This window comes from Treponema sp., from assembly GCF_052169735.1.
Taxonomy (GTDB): Bacteria; Spirochaetota; Spirochaetia; order Treponematales; family Treponemataceae; genus Treponema.
Window position 1 is genome coordinate 1 of sequence record NZ_JBQNBW010000056.1, and the last position, 18,403, is coordinate 18,403.

Below are 18,403 nucleotides of genomic sequence, written 5' to 3' on the forward strand. Positions count from 1 at the left end.
AATCCCCCCCCCCCCCCCCCCCGTCTTTTGAAAAAATACAACGCATCTATTCCGTCCCTACACAAATTCCAATCCTTAACGTATCAAAAATACGCCTGCGGTTGGAATTTGCTATGCTCCTTGTCTACACCGTCTATTTTCAAAAGCGCTGGAGAGAGAAATATCAATACCGGATAAGACTGTTTTCCTTTTTGTTACCAAATATCTCTATTCTTGGTTTTGCACTGGAGCTAGGGGATTCCCAAAGTGTGAGTCCTGTGGCTGTAACTGACAGGATATCTGTGAAAATAAATGACACGAGGTTTTAACTGTTCGGTAAAAATATTCGTCGGGGATGGCAGAAAAGTGATCAGCTTTTGAGACATTCCCAAGCGTAGTCGGGGCTTTTTTTCTTTTTATCGAAAAAAAAGTTTCCTACAAAAGGAGATTTACAATGAAAAATAGATTTTCAATTAAAATGCGAATGATTATCATTTTCGGTTTACTGATTATTGCAGCGTTTTTGCTTTTAAGCGCTTTAGTACTTAATCAATCACGGACCGCGGTTATGGAAAAGGTGACCGCTCATCTTTTTGATAAGGTGAGTGATGCTGCCGTCATCATTGATGGAGAAATAAAACTGTGGTTTGAATACCTTGACGGGATTGCCTCTCAGCAGATACTGTATGATGACACTGTCAGTTATACAGAAAAAGCCCGCTTCCTCAAAGAGCTGTCAAGAGCTGAAAAAAAAGTGATAGCTTTTGGAATCATTGATCCAAAGGGCATATACTATCTGCCGGATGGAAAGCAGTTTGATGTTTCCGGTCAAAAGTGGTTTCGAGAGTCGCAGGGCGGCACAAAAAGATATTTTTCTGAGCCTTTTAACGACATAGAAACAGGGCGGCTTATTCTACAGGCGGTGGTTCCCATTATAGGCGAAAATAATACGCTCAAAGCTGTTCTCGCGGCTATCCTCGACGGATATACGCTTTCAGAGATGATTGATCCCATTAAAATCGGTGAAACAGGAGGCTGCTTTATCCTTTCTGAATCAGGCGTAAATATAGCCAATAGAAACCGAGAGTTAGTCGAAAAGTACTTCAATGTGATAGAGTCTGTCAAGACTGATAAAAGTCTTGCTGCCGTGGCAGCGGTGATTGAGGACATTCTCAAAAGCCACAAAACAGAAATAGGATATTATACTTTTATGGGCTCGCAAATGATTGCGAGCGGTGCAGTTATGAAAACAACCGGCTGGAATATTGTTATCGAAGCTCCTGTGAAAGAATTTTTGGGTACTATAGATACAATGCGCACCGGTATTATCATTACCGCTTTGCTTATCCTGATGGTATCCCTTGTGATTGTCTATATTGTTGCTCATAGAATTGTAAAGCCTATCAGCAGTACTGCTAGCGTATTGTACGATATTGCACAGGGAGAAGGAGATTTAACGGTCCGTTTGCCGATAATCGGCAATGATGAAATTACCGATATGTCTGAATACTTCAACGAAACGATTGCGAAGATTGGCGCTTCCATTCAACAGGTTGGAATGAATTCATATGTTATGGAAGAAATCGGGAGTGAGCTTGCTTCGAATATGACGGAAACAGCGAGCGCTGTACACCAAATCAGCGCGAATATCGACGGGGTTAAACAGCAGGCAATGACCCAAGCGGCAAGTGTTACCGAAACAGCGGCTACTGTAGAAGAAATTGTCCGCACGATTAAGCAGCTGAATAACAGCATCGAAACTCAGGCGGCAAGCGTTGCCCAATCTTCTTCTTCCGTAGAAGAAATGGTTGCCAATATCGCCTCGATTGGGCAGACCCTCGGCAAAACCGATGAGGTAATCAGAAGTCTTACAACTGCGACCAGCGACGGCAAAGCAACAGTCGTTACCTCCAACGCGGTAACTCAGAAGATTGCAGAAGAATCCGGTTCGCTGATGGAAGCAAGCAGCGTTATTCAGCATATTGCCAGCCAGACAAACTTACTTGCGATGAACGCTGCGATTGAGGCAGCGCACGCGGGGGAAGCAGGAAAGGGCTTTGCCGTCGTCGCAGATGAAATCCGGAAATTGGCGGAGGATTCTGCGACACAGGGAAAGGCTATCACGGCAACACTGAAAAACTTGTCAGGTGAAATTGAAACGCTTTCCGCTTCATCCAAGACGGTAGAAGAAAAGTTCAATGCGATCTTTACCCTTGCCGAACAGGTTAAAGAAATGAGCGCCCGCCTGACCGAATCGATGCGGGAGCAGGAGAACGGCAGCCGTGAAGTGCTGACTGCAATCAAGAGCATCAACACGGTAACAACGGAAGTCCAGGCAAGCTCCGAAGAAATGCTGAAAGGCGGGGCAAGTGTTGCCTCCGAAATGCAAAAGCTGGATAGTCTTACCCGTGTCATCACTGACAGCATGAACGAGATGGCTTCTGGCGCCGTACAGATTAACAACGCCGTGCAGGAAGTCAACGAGATAACGCAAAAGAATAAGCGGAGTATTGAGAATCTCGCTGCTGAAGTAGGGAAGTTCAAAGTATAAGTTAGGGAAGGGAAGACACTTTTTTCGGATAAAAGATTTCTTCCCTTCCCTAGAACCCATCCTATCTTCAAAAGAACCGCTTAAGGCTTCGCCCTAAGAACCCTCCTTGGTTCTTAGGATTCGTTCTAAAATAAAAGTTCGGCTGGAAGACTTTTCACGAAAATATGTATCAGAACGGGCATGCTGCAATCCCCAAATGACGTGTCATGCAGGGATTGCATTTTGTATTTTGATGACATATACTTTTTCTCGTTATGGAAGATGAACTGCAAATAACTCTCACAAACGATTACGCTATTCTTTCCATCGCACATCCGTGTACGATGGAAAGAGCGAGTTTCGGCACTGCCGAAACATCGTTTCTGCTATAACCAGCGGCATCCGTGCCGCTACTGAAATGGACTTTTGCAAATAGACGGTGCAGATACAAGAAGTTAGGCAAAAAAGTACCGCAGGCGTATCTAAGATACGTTGAGGACACTTTTTTGCCGTACGACGCAGTAGATGTGCTGTATGTTTGCAAAAGTGAGAATCGTATGACAATCTGCACAAGTGTATTACGATCAATATTATTGCAGATGGGTTCAGACTAAATGATGCTATTCATTCAGAATATGTATTGCAAGAAAAAGAAAAGCATACGAGGCTGACAGATGTGCTTGAAATACATTTTTTAGACCTACTAGCGGCAAAGCGGGCACAAGAAGCAGAAAATGAAGGTAGCAAACGGAGTCAGCTGATTAATTGGCTGAAGTTTATAGGAACAGGCGATAAGGAGGAAAGGGCTATGTTAGCGACAAAATCACCGATACTGAAAATGCTGAATGAAAAGGTAGATATTTTGACGTTATCGCCTATAGAACGGAAGCTTTATGAATCGCGAATGAAATTAAAAAGCGACATTGCGACTATTTCTGAAAGCCAATTCAATGCAGGGCGTCAAGAAGGTAAATCGCTCGGACTCGCTGAAGGCAAATTGCTTGGACTCGCTGAAGGTGAAGCCCGTGGTTCGCATCAAAAGGCGCTTGAAACGGCGAAAAATCTTTTACAGTTCGGTCTATCTGTGGAAAATATCGCAAAAGCAACTGGGCTTTCGCAAAAAGAGGTTGAGGCTCTTTACCTGTAATGTAGGGGTATTATTTTTAGCTGTTATTTTTTCTTGCGGACTGTTCTTTTTCATGTTATAATTAACATGTTATAATTAATAAAATGCTAATTTTTATTGCAGAGCGCTGATTTTAGCTCATGTCTACGATAACTTAGCATAAAAGAGATACTTTTGCACTAAAAGAGGTTTGACAATTATGAGAATGTCGTGTAATCCCCCCCCCCCATACATGCACAAGAGATTCATGAAATGAAACAGCATAAATACGGTATTTCCAGCAGCATAGGGTTAAAATTTACTGTTGTTATTTCCAGCTTTTTGTTGATCGTATTTGTAGCAAAAGCCGCATTTGACGGATATGATAATTATGCTGATGCTATCAAAGATAAAAGCATTTCAGTAACATTACAGAGTCAATTACAAGCGGCTAAAATTGAAGATATTTTTGATGAAGCTTATCAAACATATAGCGATCTTAGCAGTATTGTTCAACATGAGTTACAATTATCAAATGACCTCCGCAGTAGAGACCGCATTATAGACTACTTACAGCTTTTTGCCGAAAAGCACACTTCCTTTGTCGAATTAGCGGTTCTTTTTGAGCCAAACGCTTTTGATGGATCTGATGCTTTTTATGCAAATAAAAGTATTTACCACGAAGACGGACGGTTTGTACCGTGTGCTGAGCGGAGCAATAATGAGATTGTTATCAGATCTGCAATGTTTAATACTGATGCCGCAAAATCATGGTATCAAAAGTCGATGCAGGAAAAAAAGCTGCTGATGATGCCTCCGTATATTTTCAACAATCGGGTTACCATCACGCTTGCCGGTCCGATTATGTATCAAAATGAAGCTATCGGTATTATAAATATCGATATTGATATGTCGTATTTACAAAAAGAAATGGAAAATATTGCCGGTACGTCGGCAGAAATGTATAACTTTTTGTGCACAGATACCGGAATCGTGGTAGCTCATGGAGCGGATCCCTCGCAGATCATGCTTAATATCTTTGATACAAGACCTTATTGGAAAGGACTGTTTCAAAAAGCGGAATCAGGTTCTATACACGGAGATACTGATATTTCCATGTACTCGGGAAAAAAAACAAAATTTATTATGACGCCTGTTGCTTTAAAAGGGGTAGATGCAAAATGGTATTTTATTTCTGCTACTGCAATACGGATTTTTACCGCTGATGCTACTGCCGACCTTATTAAAACGGTTATTCAATATGCCGGTATTTTATTGGGCGTCTTACTGATTGTTTATTTGCTTATTCGTTTCCAAATCGTAAAACCGTTACAACAAATTGTTGTGCTGCTAAAAGATATTGCGGAAGGGGAGGGCGATTTAACGGTACGGTTGCCGATACGCGGACATGATGAAATTGCTGCGTTATCAGGGTATTTTAATGAAACCATTATAAAAATAGGAAAGTCTATCACAACTGTGAGTATAACAAGCGGGATGATGAAGGCAACCGGCGATGAACTTGCTTCCAATATGACAGAAACCTCCGATGCTATTCATAAAATTAATGAACATATTGAAGATGTTAAGCAGCAAGCGCTGACGCAGGCTGCAAGCGTTACCGAAACGGCTGCAACTGTTGAAGAAATTGTTCGTACCATAAAACAGCTGAACACCAGTATAGAAACACAGGGGGCAAGTGTTGCGCAATCATCTTCGGCAGTAGAACAAATGGTTGCAAATATTGCGTCTATTTCGCAAACGCTTGAAAAAACAGATAAAGCGATTAAAACCCTCGCTGGCGCTACTGCAAACGGAAAAGAAACGGCTGCAAAGGCAAATATGCTAACACAAACAATCGCTGAGGAGTCGGGATCATTAATAGAAGCTTCAAATGTTATTCAGCATATCGCCTCTCAAACGAATCTTTTGTCTATGAATGCTGCTATCGAGGCCGCTCATGCGGGAGAAGCTGGGAAGGGGTTTGCAGTTGTTGCTGATGAAATTCGCAAACTTGCTGAAGAATCGGCGGTGCAAGGAAAAAATATTACCCAAACGCTCCGGAATTTAAGCGGAGAAATTGAAGCGCTTTCCGAATCGGCAAAGACAGCTGAAGAAAAATTCAATGCTATTTTTACGCTCTCTGAAGAAGTAGAAGCGATGAGCATGCGGTTAACCGAAGCTATGCGGGAACAAGAAAGCGGCAGCAAAGAAGTATTGACCGCTATTAAAAATATCGATGCCGTTACAACAGAGGTGCAGTCTGGTTCGGAGGAAATGCTGAAGGGCGGGGAAGGCGTTGCAGCTGAAATGCATAAACTAGATAACTTAACCCATACCGTAACCAGCAGTATGAATGAAATGGTCAGCAGTGTTGTACAAATTAGGAATGCTGTGCAGGAAGTTAATAAAATTGCACAGCAGAATAAAATCGGTATCGAAAATGTGGCGCAGGAAGTGGCTAAGTTTAAAATATAAGGTATCGGCTTGAATAGTACGGGATGCGTTTTGCTGCTGCAATAAGTTTGTTAAACTGTATAGCGCAGAGTTTTAGGCAAGGCAGCAATGCCGCTTATTGGTTGTACGCTGCTGTGTGCAAATTATACAACTTTCAAAGTTTATACGAGGAGCTTTAAGTCATGAAATATGTATCTTCTAAGCACAAGAATCAAAGCCGGAAACATTTTCCATTAAGCGTAAAGCTGATGATATTGATATTCATTAGCATCAATATCACGGTAGTACCGGTATTATTTGTGATTAATAGATTTATCTATCATACGGTACGGACAAATGCCATTCAATCCGCTACTACGTTGTCAGAAAAATATGGTGCAGTTGCTGCTGCAGTATTGAAGGAACCGTTCACCACAGCGCATTTGCTGGCATCTGGTATTTTGTCTCTTGAAAGTATCCCGCCGCATGATAGACGCAAAGCTTTGCACGATCTGGTAGAAAAATGTTTGGCAGGAAATAATGATTTTTTCAGCATGTGGGTGTGTTACGAGCCTAATCAGTTTGACGGTCTTGATGCAGCCTATGCGGATACTCCTTTTCATGATGGTACGGGAAGAGTTGTATTGTATTTTGATAAAGATCCTGCAACAAAAACGGTGAATGAAGGTATACTGACAAATTATACTGAAGAAGATTGGTATCTTAATTCTTTAAATACGGGAAAAGATCAGCAATTTGATCCGTACCTGAGCTTAACCAGCGCCAGTGAAAATATATTGGTTACTAGTTTTACGGTTCCTCTAAAAAACCAAGATGGAAAAACGGTCGGCGTATTCGGCATTGATTTAGCGCTTTCTCATCTTGCAGAAGAATTGAGTTCATTGAAATTATACGAAACCGGATACGGTAGTTTACTGTCGTCAAGCGGCGTTATTGTAACGGAGAAAGATAAAGCGCTTATCGGAACGGAAAAGAAAAATTTTGAAAGTATTATTCGGAATTTCAAGTATAACTCGGCAGACGGCGTATCAAGCGGAGCATATCAAAATATCAATACGGCTCAAAGGGATGAAAATGGAAAAAAGATATTTGAAATTGTCGTACCGGTGAGTATTCATAAAAGTTTTGCGCCGTGGTACTTGGTGTGCAAAGTGGCTCAAGCAGAGGTTTATAAGAATGTGAATAAGGTTATGCTGATTACTACAGTAGCATTTCTGCTGTATGTTGTTCTTGTTATCGTTATGCTGAATATCATTGTTGCCAGGAAGCTGCGCCCGCTTTCGAATATAGCGGCAGCATTACAGGATATTGCGCAAGGAGATGGGGATTTAACCGTACGGCTGCCGCTTATCAGTACCGATGAAATTACCGATATATCCGAGTATTTTAACGAAACAATTACAAAAATCGGTAAGTCGGTTAAGTCAATTGGGGACAATAGCAGTACAATGGAAGAGATTGGCGCACAGCTTGCGTCTAATATGACGGAAACAGCCGATGCAATAGGGCAGATACGCATTCATATTGAAGGCGTAAAACAACAGGCAATGGGACAGGCTGCAAGCGTAACGGAAACTGCTGCAACTATTGAGGAAATTGTCCGGACGATTAAGCAGTTAAATACACGTGTTGAAACACAGGCATCCAGCGTTGCGCAGTCTTCAGCTTCGGTAGAAGAAATGGCGGCAAATATCGCTTCCATCGGGCAGACGCTTGGGAAATCTGATGAGGTAATTAAAACTTTGACCGCTGCGACCGGCGACGGTAAAGCGGCGCTGGGTACTGCCAATACGGTAACCAAAAAAATTACCGAAGAATCTGGTTCGCTGATGGAAGCCTCAAGTGTCATTCAGCATATTGCTTCTCAAACCAATTTACTTGCGATGAATGCTGCCATCGAAGCAGCTCATGCAGGGGAAACTGGCAAGGGATTTGCTGTTGTCGCCGATGAAATCCGCAAGCTTGCAGAGGAAGCCTCAGTGCAAGGCAAAGCTATTACTACTACATTGAAAATGTTAAGCGGAGAAATCGAAACACTCTCTGCTTCATCTAAAACGGTAGAAGAAAAGTTTAACGTTATTTTCACACTTGCAGAACAGGTAAAAGGAATGAGCGCCCGCCTTACCGAAGCAATGCGGGAACAAGAACACGGCAGCCGGGAGGTGTTGACCGCAATTAAAGACATTAACATGGTAACAACGGAAGTTCAGGCTGGTTCTGAAGAAATGCTGGAAGGCGGCAAACGGGTTGCTCAAGAGATGCAGAAATTGGACAATATTGCTGCTGCTATTACCGCCAGTATGAATGAAATGGCTTCCGGAGCGGTGCAGATAACCAATACTGTACATGAAGTGAGCAAAATTACGCAGAAGAATAAACAGAGCATTGAGAATTTAGCAAAGGAGGTTGGGAAGTTTAAGGTCTAAGTTTTTCGGGCGGGCAGGGGGGGCTGGTTTTATTTATCAGACGGCAGCCCGCATATTTTTTACTATAGTACCTTATATATCGGTATTACATGAATGGGAGGATTATGAAAGCCCCAATTACTTCTTCTACTAAAAAGCAGATACAACTTTTTAGTAAAGCTCTTTCGCTTAAAGTGAAATTGCTCATTATTTTTTTCTTTTTTTTATTAGGCGTATCAACTTTTGTAATGATAAATTATGTACGCGAAACGGTGTTCTTTGCACAACAAACGGAAGAATCAGCGCTCTCAGAATTTGAGAATATCGATCAGTTACTTACGCTGTATTTTTCGAATATTTCAAGTGTAATACAGACGTTTACCTCTTCGGAAATTGTTAAAGCGGTTGAAGCTGATATCACTTCTTATAAGGATAGGCAAACGGCATTGGGGTTTTCAAAAATGATATGTGCGTCTGGTTGCTATGAAGAACGTGTTATGAATCTTTGTAAACAATTCCTACAAGAAAATGCAGCCTTTGTACGCATATCATTTGCAACGGATCACAATGGCGGTTTTGTCAGCTATCCTCCGATTGATAGACGAGATGGCTATGACGCAAGAATCCGCCCGTGGTATAAACAGGGGAAACAGAAGCCCGGCGAGATGCAATCATTGGATGCTTACCGCACATCTGCTGGGGATACCGTGTTGACTATTGTCGAAGGAATTGTCGATATAACGGGGAAGTTTAAAGGCGTTGTCAGTTTTGATATTGATCTTTCGCAGCTTACAGCGCTTTTAGGAAAAGATAAAATAAGCGGTGGTAAAGTTATTATCACGGATAGGAATAATATCGTAATGGCAAATACTATTAATCCTGCCGAGTTTTTTGTTCCGGTAAAAGAGTTGCACATCGCGAATCTTATCAATTATACCTATAATAAAGAAGAAGTCTTTGAAGAAACGATTGGAAATATTCCGTATTATGCAGCGGCAAAACCTATTATGCTGCCGCTTGTTACAGTCGGGTGTGTTACGTTTATTCCTAAAATAAAAACAGCTGCGCATCTAATGCGCCTAAAAATGGTTTTTATTGCGGAGTTCTGCACTTCATTCTTCATTTTGCTTGTCGCATTTATTCTTTGCAATCGTATTGTTATCACGCCGATTATACGTACTGTGCAACTGTTAGCTGGTATTGCTCAGGGCGATGGGGATCTTACAGTTAGGCTGCCTATTAACGGTAATGATGAAATTACTGCATTATCCATATATTTTAATAAAACAATTGAAAAGATTAGCGACTCTATTCGGACTATCGGCGCCAATTCCAATACAATGGAAGAGATTGGGAGTGAGCTTGCATCCAATATGAGTGAAACAGCGAGCGCTGTAAATGAAATCAGCGCGAATATCGAAGGGGTTAAACAGCAGGCAATGACCCAAGCGGCAAGCGTTACCGAAACGGCAGCAACCGTAGAGGAAATTGTCCGCACCATTAAACAGCTGAATAACAGCATCGAAACGCAGGCGGCAAGTGTCGCTCAGTCTTCCTCTTCCGTAGAAGAAATGGTTGCCAATATCGCCTCGATTGGGCAGACCCTCGGCAAAACCGATGAGGTAATTAGAAGTCTTACAACGGCAACCAATGACGGTAAAGCAACATTAGTAACATCCAACACCGTAACACAGAAGATTGCAGAAGAGTCCGGCGCTCTGATGGAAGCAAGCAGTGTTATTCAGCATATCGCTTCACAGACAAACTTGCTTGCAATGAATGCGGCGATTGAAGCTGCTCACGCAGGGGAGGCAGGAAAGGGCTTTGCCGTTGTTGCAGACGAAATCCGTAAGCTTGCAGAGGAATCCTCAGTGCAAGGCAAAGCTATTACTACTACATTGAAAATGTTAAGCGGTGAGATTGAAACCCTTGCCGCTTCATCTAAAACGGTAGAAGAAAAATTTAATACGATCTTTAATCTTGCTGAGCAGGTAAAAGAGATGAGCGCTCGCCTTACCGAAGCAATGCGGGAACAGGAGCATGGCAGTAAGGAAGTGCTGACTGCGATTAAGAGTATCAATACAGTAACGGTAGAGGTGCAAGCCGGTTCCGAAGAAATGCTGAAAGGTGGGAAAGGCGTTGCGCAAGAGATGCAAAAACTGGATGGTTTTACTCGGATTATAACTGAGAGTATGAACGAGATGGCTTCCGGCGCTGTGCAAATTAACAATGCTATACAGGAAGTCAACGATATCACACAGAAGAATAAGCAGAGTATTCAAAACCTTGCAGAAGAGGTCTCTAAATTCAAAACTTGAGCCAAATCAACAATCTCGACGCAAGCGTCGGGGTTGCTGCTTGCGGCATAGGATAGAAGCGGTATCCTTTTTTTTGCTGCCGGTTTACAGCAGCAGCCTTCGACGTGAGGAGAAGCGCTGCAGGGAGGTATAAGAAGCAAGAAAAAGATACAAGCGGATAGCCTGATTTTTGCGGTATGCCGCAAAAAGCCGCCCGAAAGAGGAAAATAAAGAGACTGCTTAGGCGCTTATGTCGAATAAAGCTGCGGACTCGGGGAAATCTGAAGTATATCCTGTTTCTTGGGAAAGAGAAATTTCCGTGTGAATCTTTTTATTGACATATTCGATCAGTGTATCAAGAACTGCTTCATCGGATGTCGGCTTGAAATACTTGTTTTCCCGTTCATGTTCACGCATTTTGACCAGTTGGTCGATGAGCGTATTCAATATCTTTAATTTTCCGATACTGATACCGTTTTGATCTTTGTTGCGCGGAACTCCGGAAACATACTGAAACTGGGAATAGACGACTTGCTTTGTATCGACCGGAAGATACGCACGCCCTCCGGCAGAAATACTGGTCATTGCCGCATACGATAGCGTTGACAGTGATGCATAATTCGATACCATACCGATCCCTCCACTATTTTTATGATCGGTATTTCCGGCAGCTTCTTTAGACGGGTAATGGCAATTTAGTATGAAAGGATTTGCTTTAATACCCTCTACCGCGTGCGTGTTTTTTTGGTATAATGAATACTATGAATGAAAACGATTTTTTGAAACTGCAAAATGGAAGCGATATCCGCGGCGTTGCGCTTGAGGGCGTTGCCGGCGAACATGTTAATCTGACGGATGAAGTCTGCCGGAATATAGGATCAGCGTTTGCGCTCTGGCTTTCCGCTAAAACGGGACGCAGTACGGATTCCTTGGTAATCGGTATCGGCAGGGATTCCCGACTTTCCGGAGAAGCGCTGGAAAAGGCGCTTGCCGAAGGGCTTGCGGCGCAGCAGGTTACCCTTGTACGCTGCTCGCTTGCTACCACCCCGGCAATGTTTATGGGCACGGTTTTTGAAGAGACAAACTTTGACGGTGCAATTATGATTACTGCAAGCCACTTGCCGTTTAACCGGAACGGGTTTAAGTTTTTTGATAAATCCGGCGGGCTTGAGCGCGCGGACATAACAGCTCTTTTGCGCAGCGCTGCTCTGTATGATACTGCCGCACAGCAGTGTACCGATGGGCAACACCCTCATGCAGGAACACCATCTGCATCTACCGGAGGCAGCAGTACAGGAAAATGCCGCTCCTTCGATTTAATTGCGCGGTATTCGGAGCATTTACGCAGTGCAATCCGAGCTGGCTTGAACTTTCATGCGGAAGAGCCGCTTGCAAACTTAAAAATAGCAGTTGATGCCGGAAACGGTGCGGGCGGTTTTTTTGCGGAGCAGGTATTAAAAGCGCTCGGTGCCGATACCAGCGGCAGCCGCTTCCTTGAGCCGGATGGAACCTTTCCCAATCACATTCCCAATCCGGAAAACAAGGCAGCGATGGAGGCGGCAAAAGAGGCTACCGTACAAAGCGGCTCCGATTTAGGACTGATTTTTGATACCGATGTTGACCGTATGTCGGCAGTGCTACATGACGGAACAGAGGTAAACCGCGACGCCATTATCGCCATGACAGCGGCAATTCTGGCTCCTCTATATCCGCATAGCACCATCGTTACCGATTCGGTAACCTCAGACCGGCTGACATTCTTTTTGGAGCAGGAGCTGGGACTCACCCATCTGCGGTATATGCGCGGCTACAAAAACGTGATCAACAAATGCCGTGAATTGAATGAACAGGGTATTACCAGTCCGCTGGCGATGGAAACCTCCGGACACGGTGCGCTAAAAGAAAACTACTACCTTGATGACGGTGCCTTCCTTGCAGTCAAGCTGGTAACGGCGCTTGCAAACGCAAAACATGCAGGCAAAAGCATTGAAAGCCTGATTGAAAAGCTCCCGCCGATGGTAGAAGAAGCGGAACTGCGCTTTAAAATACGCGGTGAAGATTTTAAGGAATACGGTACGTCGGTATTGCAAGCGTTTAAGGAACGTGCTGAAAAAGCAGGCTTTGAGCTGCCGCAGTCGTATGAGGGGGTGCGGATTTCGTTCAAAGACGCTGAAACACAGGGCTGGATGCTGCTCCGATTATCCCTGCACGATCCCGTTATGCCGCTTAACATCGAAAGCGCTCAAAAAGGCGGTCTTATAAAACTAAAAGCTATCGCCCGCACCTTGTTGGACGGCTTTGACCGGCTGGATATAAGCGCACTGGACTGAGTAATGAACACAGCTCAGGGCAATACGCTTTTTCATCCCTTCTCTCCGGTGTATAATGCAGAGTCCCGCGTGCTGATTCTTGGCTCATTCCCTTCTGTTGCATCCCGGATGCAGGCTTTTTACTATGGACACCCGCAGAACAGGTTTTGGCGGCTCCTCGCAACGCTGCTAGAGCTGTCGTTGCCCTGTTCAATAGAAGAAAAGAAAGAACTCCTGTTGCAGAACCATATTGCTTTGTACGATGCAATCAATTCCTGCAATATTGTAAATTCTGCTGATGCAACTATTCACGCTGCAGTTCCTACAAACTTGGATGCGATCTTCGAGGCAGCAGATATCCGTGCAGTGTTTGCAAACGGAGCCGCTGCATATAGGGTATGTACAAAACAAATCGGTATTCCGGCAATAAAACTACCGTCTACCAGTTCGGCAAATGCCCGTTTTCAGTTTGAGGATTTAGTCGCTGCATGGAAGCCGCTGTGCGCATACCTTTCGGGGGATAAGCGCTGATAGCCCTATTATGCTATGCCTTATCCTACGAGCTGCAGCTTTCGCATTCTTCCACTTCGAGGGAGCGGCTGCGGACATAATAGACGGATTTTACGCCGTTTTTCCATGCTTCAACATAGAGGTTGAGCACCTGCCGGAAGCTGTACTCGTTGGTAATGTAGAAGTTCATGGATTGCCCCTGATCGATATGACGCTGGCGGAGACCGCAGGCGCGGATGCTCCAGAGCTGATCAATCGTGTGGGCGTTTTTATACAGCCAATAGGTTTCGAGCGAGAGGGCTGGGGCAACACGAGGCACCAACGAGCCTTTCTTTTCCTCCAAAAAATAGCGCTTCATAATGGGATCGATGCCGGCGGTAGTACCTGCAACAATCGAGGTGGAACTCGTAGGAGCCACTGCTAAAAGATAGCCGTTCCGCATACCGTGTTGGGCAACTGCATCCCGCAGCGCTGTCCACTGTTCAGAATGATAGCCGCGTTTTTCAAAATACGCGCCGGTCTGCCAATCGCTGCCCTCAAAGAGGCTATATGTGCCTTTTTCTTGAGCAATACGCATACTCGCCTGCACTGCGTAGTAATTGATTTTTTCAAACAGCTCATCGGCAAGGCGGAGGTGAGCCTCGCTTTCCCATGCAATGTGTTTTTTGGCCAGTAAATGATGATAACCCGAAACGCCCAAGCCGATGGCGCGGTATTGTTCATTGGTAATCTTTGCATACGGTACGGGATAAAAATTGAGATCGATTACATTATCCAAGGCGCGTACCGCCGCTTCAATAATGCTTTCCAGCTCGGTTTCGTTATCGGTGTCGATATTGCCGAGAACTAGCGACGCGAGATTACAGACGACGAAATTGCCGGGCTTTGTAACGGTTACAACCACGGTCTCTCCATCCTGTGTTTTAATTTCGGTGTTCACTGTCTTGATCGGGCTCATATTCTGTGCAATTTCGGTACAGAGATTTGAGCTATAGATCATACCCCTATGCCCATTCGGGTTAGCGCGGTTCGCATGGTCGCGGTTAAAGATGAACGGTGTACCGGTTTCCACCGCAGATTTCAGGATGAGGCGCACCAGCTCTTTTATCGGGATTTCCCGTTTGGAAATCCGGTTATCGTTGATACAATCCTTGTAGCGTTTTTCCCATTCTTCACCGTAAAAGTCTTCCAGCGCGTAGCCTTTTACCGTGAGAACTTCGTGCGGGCACATCAGGTACCACGAGGCATTGATGTCCTCATCGACGGTGCGCCAGAAGAGGTCGGGGCAGCACACCGCAGGGAACACATCGTGCGCCTTCATGCGGTCGTCGCCGTTATTGGTGCGGAGCTGCAAAAACTCCGGGATATCCTTGTGCCATACGTCCAAGTACACAGCTACCGAACCCTGCCGCACCCCCAGCTGATCCACGGCAACGGCGGTATCGTTTGCAAGTTTTATCCAGCGGATAACCCCGCCTGCCGCTCCTTGGAACCCGCGGATGGGTGCGCCGACTGCCCGAACCTTGCCGAAGTACAATCCCATGCCGCCGCCGAATTTGGAAATCTTTGCAAAATTATCGATACTGCGGTAAATCCCGTTGAGGGAGTCGGGGACAGTGTCGATAAAACAGGACGAAAGCTGATGATAGGGCTTACGGGCATTGGACAGCGTCGGCGTTGCCATGGTAACCTGCAAACTACTCAGCATGAGGTAAAAGCGGCGCACCCACTCCATCCGGTCTTTTTTTTCATGCAACGCAAGATGTAAAGCGATACCTAAAAACATCTCCTGCGGTGTTTCAAGCGGAATGTGGCCCCGTGTGGAAATAACATACCTGCGCAAGAGCAAATCCAAGCCGCTGTACGTAAAAAGGCTGTCCCTACCGGTATCAATATATGAATAGGCTTTTTCAAGCTCTTCTTTTGAATAACCTGCACGGATATAAGCGCCATAGAGCCCCTTTTCTTCCAGATAGGTGAGTTTTTCGTAAAACGACCGGATATTCCGCTTTTCAAGCTCGATTTTCAATTTTCCCAAAAAATCAAGCATTAAAAACCGTGCGGCAATAAACTCCCATCGGGGAGCTTCCTGCGCAGTTAATTCCACCGCAGCTTTTATGAGCAGCGTCAGCAGCTCGGATTCAGCCATATCTTGTTTACGGAAGGATTCAAACTTATGCAAAAGCAAGGTCAAACCGTATTGCTCTTCCGGGAAATCCCGCTGAATGCAGGTTAACACCGGCAAAATATCGATAGTTGTAAAATGGGCAGCAATGGCACGCCGCGCATCGCGTTTTTTCGTCTGTTCAACGCGGTAAAGAATAAAATTTTTCACCTCGGCGTAGCAGTTATGTTCTATCATTGTTTTTTCAACCAAATCTTGAATGGTTTCAACCTGCACGGGGCTGCCGTTTTTACTCAGTTCAAGTATATCAGCTTCAATTTCCGCTGTCATAAGCTGCAAAAGTGCGGCGCTATCTTCATTATTGCGTTGTACTGCCGAACTCGCTACACTGTTAAATGCTGCCTGCATTGCAAGCGTAATTTTTTCGGCATTATACGCTTCCCGTTCGCCGTTCCGTTTAATAATATCCATTCTTAATTTCCTCACCCTTAATTTTCGGGATTCTGATAGGAAATATGAGGGGGCAAGATGCGGGAAAACACCGCCTAAATTTATACCTTAAACTTGCCCACCTCGCTTGCCAAGTTCTCAATACTCTGCTTATTCTTCTGCGTAATTTCGTTGACTTCCTGTACAGCATTGTTGATTTGCACTGCGCCGGAAGCCATTTCGTTCATGCTTTCAGTGATGACGCGGGTAAGATCGTCGAGTTTTTGCATCTCTTCTGCAACCCCCTCCCCGCCTTTCAACATTTCTTCGGAACCTGCCTGTACTTCTACCGTTACCGTGTTGATGCTCTTAATCGCAATCAAGACTTCCTTGCTGCCGTTCTCCTGCTCTTGCATCGCTTCGGTAAGGCGGTTACTCATCTCCTTAACCTGCTCCGCAAGAGTAAAAATCGCATTGAACTTTTCTTCTACCGTTTTTGATGAAGCGGAGAGCGTTTCAATTTCTCCCGATAGGTTTTTAAGCGTTGCGGTAATGGTTTTACCTTGCGTTGAAGATTCCTCAGCCAGTTTACGGATTTCGTCCGCGACAACGGCAAAGCCCTTGCCCGCTTCTCCTGCGTGAGCCGCTTCAATCGCCGCATTCATTGCAAGCAAGTTTGTTTGCGAAGCAATATGCTGAATAACACTGCTTGCTTCCATCAACGAGCCGGATTCTTCGGCTATTTTCTGTGTTACGGTGTTAGATGTTACAAGCGTAGCTTTGCCGTCGCCGGTAGCTGCGGTGAGTTCTTTCACGGCATCATCGGCTTTGTCGAGTGTCTGCCCGATAGAGGCAATATTCGCAACCATCTCCTCTACGGAAGAGGAAGACTGAGCGACACTTGCCGCCTGCGTTTCAATGCTATTGTTCAGCTGCTTAATGGTGCGGACAATTTCCTCGATAGTTGCCGCTGTCTCGGTAACGCTTGCTGCTTGAGTCATTGCCTGCTGCTTCACTCCGTCGATATTGGCGCTGATTTCGTTAATTGCACTGGCGGTTTCGGTCATATTGGAAGCGAGTTCACTCCCGATTTCTTCCATTATGTTTGAGTTTGCCCCGACCTGCCGGATAGATGTGCCGATCTTTTCGATTGTTTCGTTAAAGTATTCAGCCATATCGGTAATCTCATCATTGCCATGCACCGGCAGCCAAACCGTTAAATCCCCCTCACCTTGTGCGATATTCTGCAAAGCGGAAACTACCGTTTTAATCGGTTTTACCATCATGCCGGCAACGAGGGAGACAATAATGAGCGCAATCACTAGAATGATTCCCCCAATGCCAATCATTGAAGCCCGCAGCGTATTGACTGCTCCCATAAATTCGTTATACGGAGCAGTAATAATAACAATTCGTCCTGTCGCAGCGACTTTTGCATACGCAGCAATATAACGATGCCCGCCGTATTCATAAAACCCTACAGCGCTCTTTTCAGCGTTCAAAATCGACTGGATAAATTGCCCATACGAAGCATAAGCCGCATCCTGCTTCCCCTTTTCAGCTCCGTTGAATTTTTGCGTTACCCAATCAAAATTTTTATGCGCAACAATAACGCCATTACTGCCTACGATATGACAATACCCCGTTTGTCCGACTACGATATCGTCAATAGCCTCTGAAAGCCATTCGGCAAGGATACCCGCTGCAATGGTGCCTATAATCGTATGCTCAGCGTTATAAATAGGAACTGCAACAGTAAGAATAAGACGTTTGTCCGTCAATGATTCTTGCGGTTCGCTCATAAAATTCTTTCCCGACACAGCTGTTTGATACCATTCAGCATTCTGTACCGATATCACAGCGCCTGTTTTTGTGTACATAGAACCGTGAGCATCAGTGATAACAGCCTCATGAAGCACCGTATTAACAGCAACCTCTTTTTGCAATGCTGCCATTTTTTCTCTAAATGAAGCGGTCTCATTAGTAAAAATCGGCATCCGGGAAATACCTTGTAAGAATTGAAAGAGAGCCGTTACTCTTCCTTGAATGATTTCAGATGTGTCTGCTGCTTTGTCAGTCAGATGTGTTTCGACTTTTTCGGTTACGGCTTTGCGTGCAATTCTGACGGCAAGCAAGCCTTGAATAGTTGAAGCTAATGCGACCAATAATCCGAAGATAAGAATAAGTTTATAGCGAATCGAAAAACGCTTTTTTACTTTTCCGGAAGTGGTTACCGACCCTCTCTCCGATCCATTAT

The 18,403-nt window shown here is 44.7% G+C and carries 11 protein-coding genes; 8 read left to right on the top strand and 3 right to left on the bottom strand.

From position 1 onward, the window contains the following. The 6 genes from ACTTJ8_RS09240 to ACTTJ8_RS09265 form a co-directional block, all read left to right on the top strand. Positions 1–308 (top strand): hypothetical protein (locus tag ACTTJ8_RS09240; protein WP_442721005.1); only part of this gene is annotated, 308 nt, incomplete at its 5' end. A gap of 125 nt (positions 309–433) precedes the next feature. Continuing rightward, on the top strand, positions 434–2,530 hold the full coding sequence (locus tag ACTTJ8_RS09245) for a methyl-accepting chemotaxis protein (RefSeq protein ID WP_442721006.1): 2,097 nt from the start codon (positions 434–436) through the stop codon (positions 2,528–2,530). 544 nt (positions 2,531–3,074) lie between these two features. Beyond that, positions 3,075–3,656, top strand: a complete 582-nt coding sequence (locus ACTTJ8_RS09250) for an Rpn family recombination-promoting nuclease/putative transposase (RefSeq protein ID WP_442721014.1) — start codon at positions 3,075–3,077, stop codon at positions 3,654–3,656. A gap of 231 nt (positions 3,657–3,887) precedes the next feature. After that, the gene (locus tag ACTTJ8_RS09255) at positions 3,888–6,092 is read left to right on the top strand and encodes a methyl-accepting chemotaxis protein (protein ID WP_442721007.1); all 2,205 of its coding nucleotides are present in this window, start codon (positions 3,888–3,890) and stop codon (positions 6,090–6,092) included. Positions 6,093–6,253: 161 nt separating this feature from the next. After that, positions 6,254–8,497: a methyl-accepting chemotaxis protein gene (locus ACTTJ8_RS09260; protein ID WP_442721008.1), complete on the top strand. Its 2,244-nt coding sequence runs from the start codon at positions 6,254–6,256 to the stop codon at positions 8,495–8,497. 104 nt (positions 8,498–8,601) lie between these two features. After that, complete coding sequence (locus ACTTJ8_RS09265; RefSeq protein ID WP_442721009.1) at positions 8,602–10,794, top strand: methyl-accepting chemotaxis protein; 2,193 nt, start codon at positions 8,602–8,604, stop codon at positions 10,792–10,794. Between the two features lie 219 nt (positions 10,795–11,013). Here the strand turns inward: ACTTJ8_RS09265 and ACTTJ8_RS09270 are convergent, their stop codons facing one another. Beyond that, positions 11,014–11,403, bottom strand: a complete 390-nt coding sequence (locus ACTTJ8_RS09270; RefSeq protein ID WP_442721010.1) for a hypothetical protein — start codon at positions 11,401–11,403, stop codon at positions 11,014–11,016. Between the two features lie 131 nt (positions 11,404–11,534). Here ACTTJ8_RS09270 and ACTTJ8_RS09275 point away from each other — a divergent pair, with 131 nt between their 5' ends. Both ACTTJ8_RS09275 and ACTTJ8_RS09280 read left to right on the top strand, forming a co-directional pair. Continuing rightward, a complete protein-coding gene (locus ACTTJ8_RS09275) occupies positions 11,535–13,103 on the top strand; it encodes a phosphohexomutase domain-containing protein (RefSeq protein ID WP_442721011.1) in 1,569 nt (522 codons plus the stop codon). Between the two features lie 3 nt (positions 13,104–13,106). Next, on the top strand, positions 13,107–13,613 hold the full coding sequence (locus ACTTJ8_RS09280) for a DNA-deoxyinosine glycosylase (RefSeq protein ID WP_442721012.1): 507 nt from the start codon (positions 13,107–13,109) through the stop codon (positions 13,611–13,613). A gap of 25 nt (positions 13,614–13,638) precedes the next feature. Here ACTTJ8_RS09280 and ACTTJ8_RS09285 read toward each other — a convergent pair whose 3' ends face one another. Further along, positions 13,639–16,188: a ribonucleoside-diphosphate reductase subunit alpha gene (locus tag ACTTJ8_RS09285; RefSeq protein ID WP_442721013.1), complete on the bottom strand. Its 2,550-nt coding sequence runs from the start codon at positions 16,186–16,188 to the stop codon at positions 13,639–13,641. 80 nt (positions 16,189–16,268) lie between these two features. Then, a complete protein-coding gene (locus ACTTJ8_RS09290; RefSeq protein ID WP_442721015.1) occupies positions 16,269–18,344 on the bottom strand; it encodes a methyl-accepting chemotaxis protein in 2,076 nt (691 codons plus the stop codon). Between the last annotated feature and the right edge of the window lie 59 nt (positions 18,345–18,403).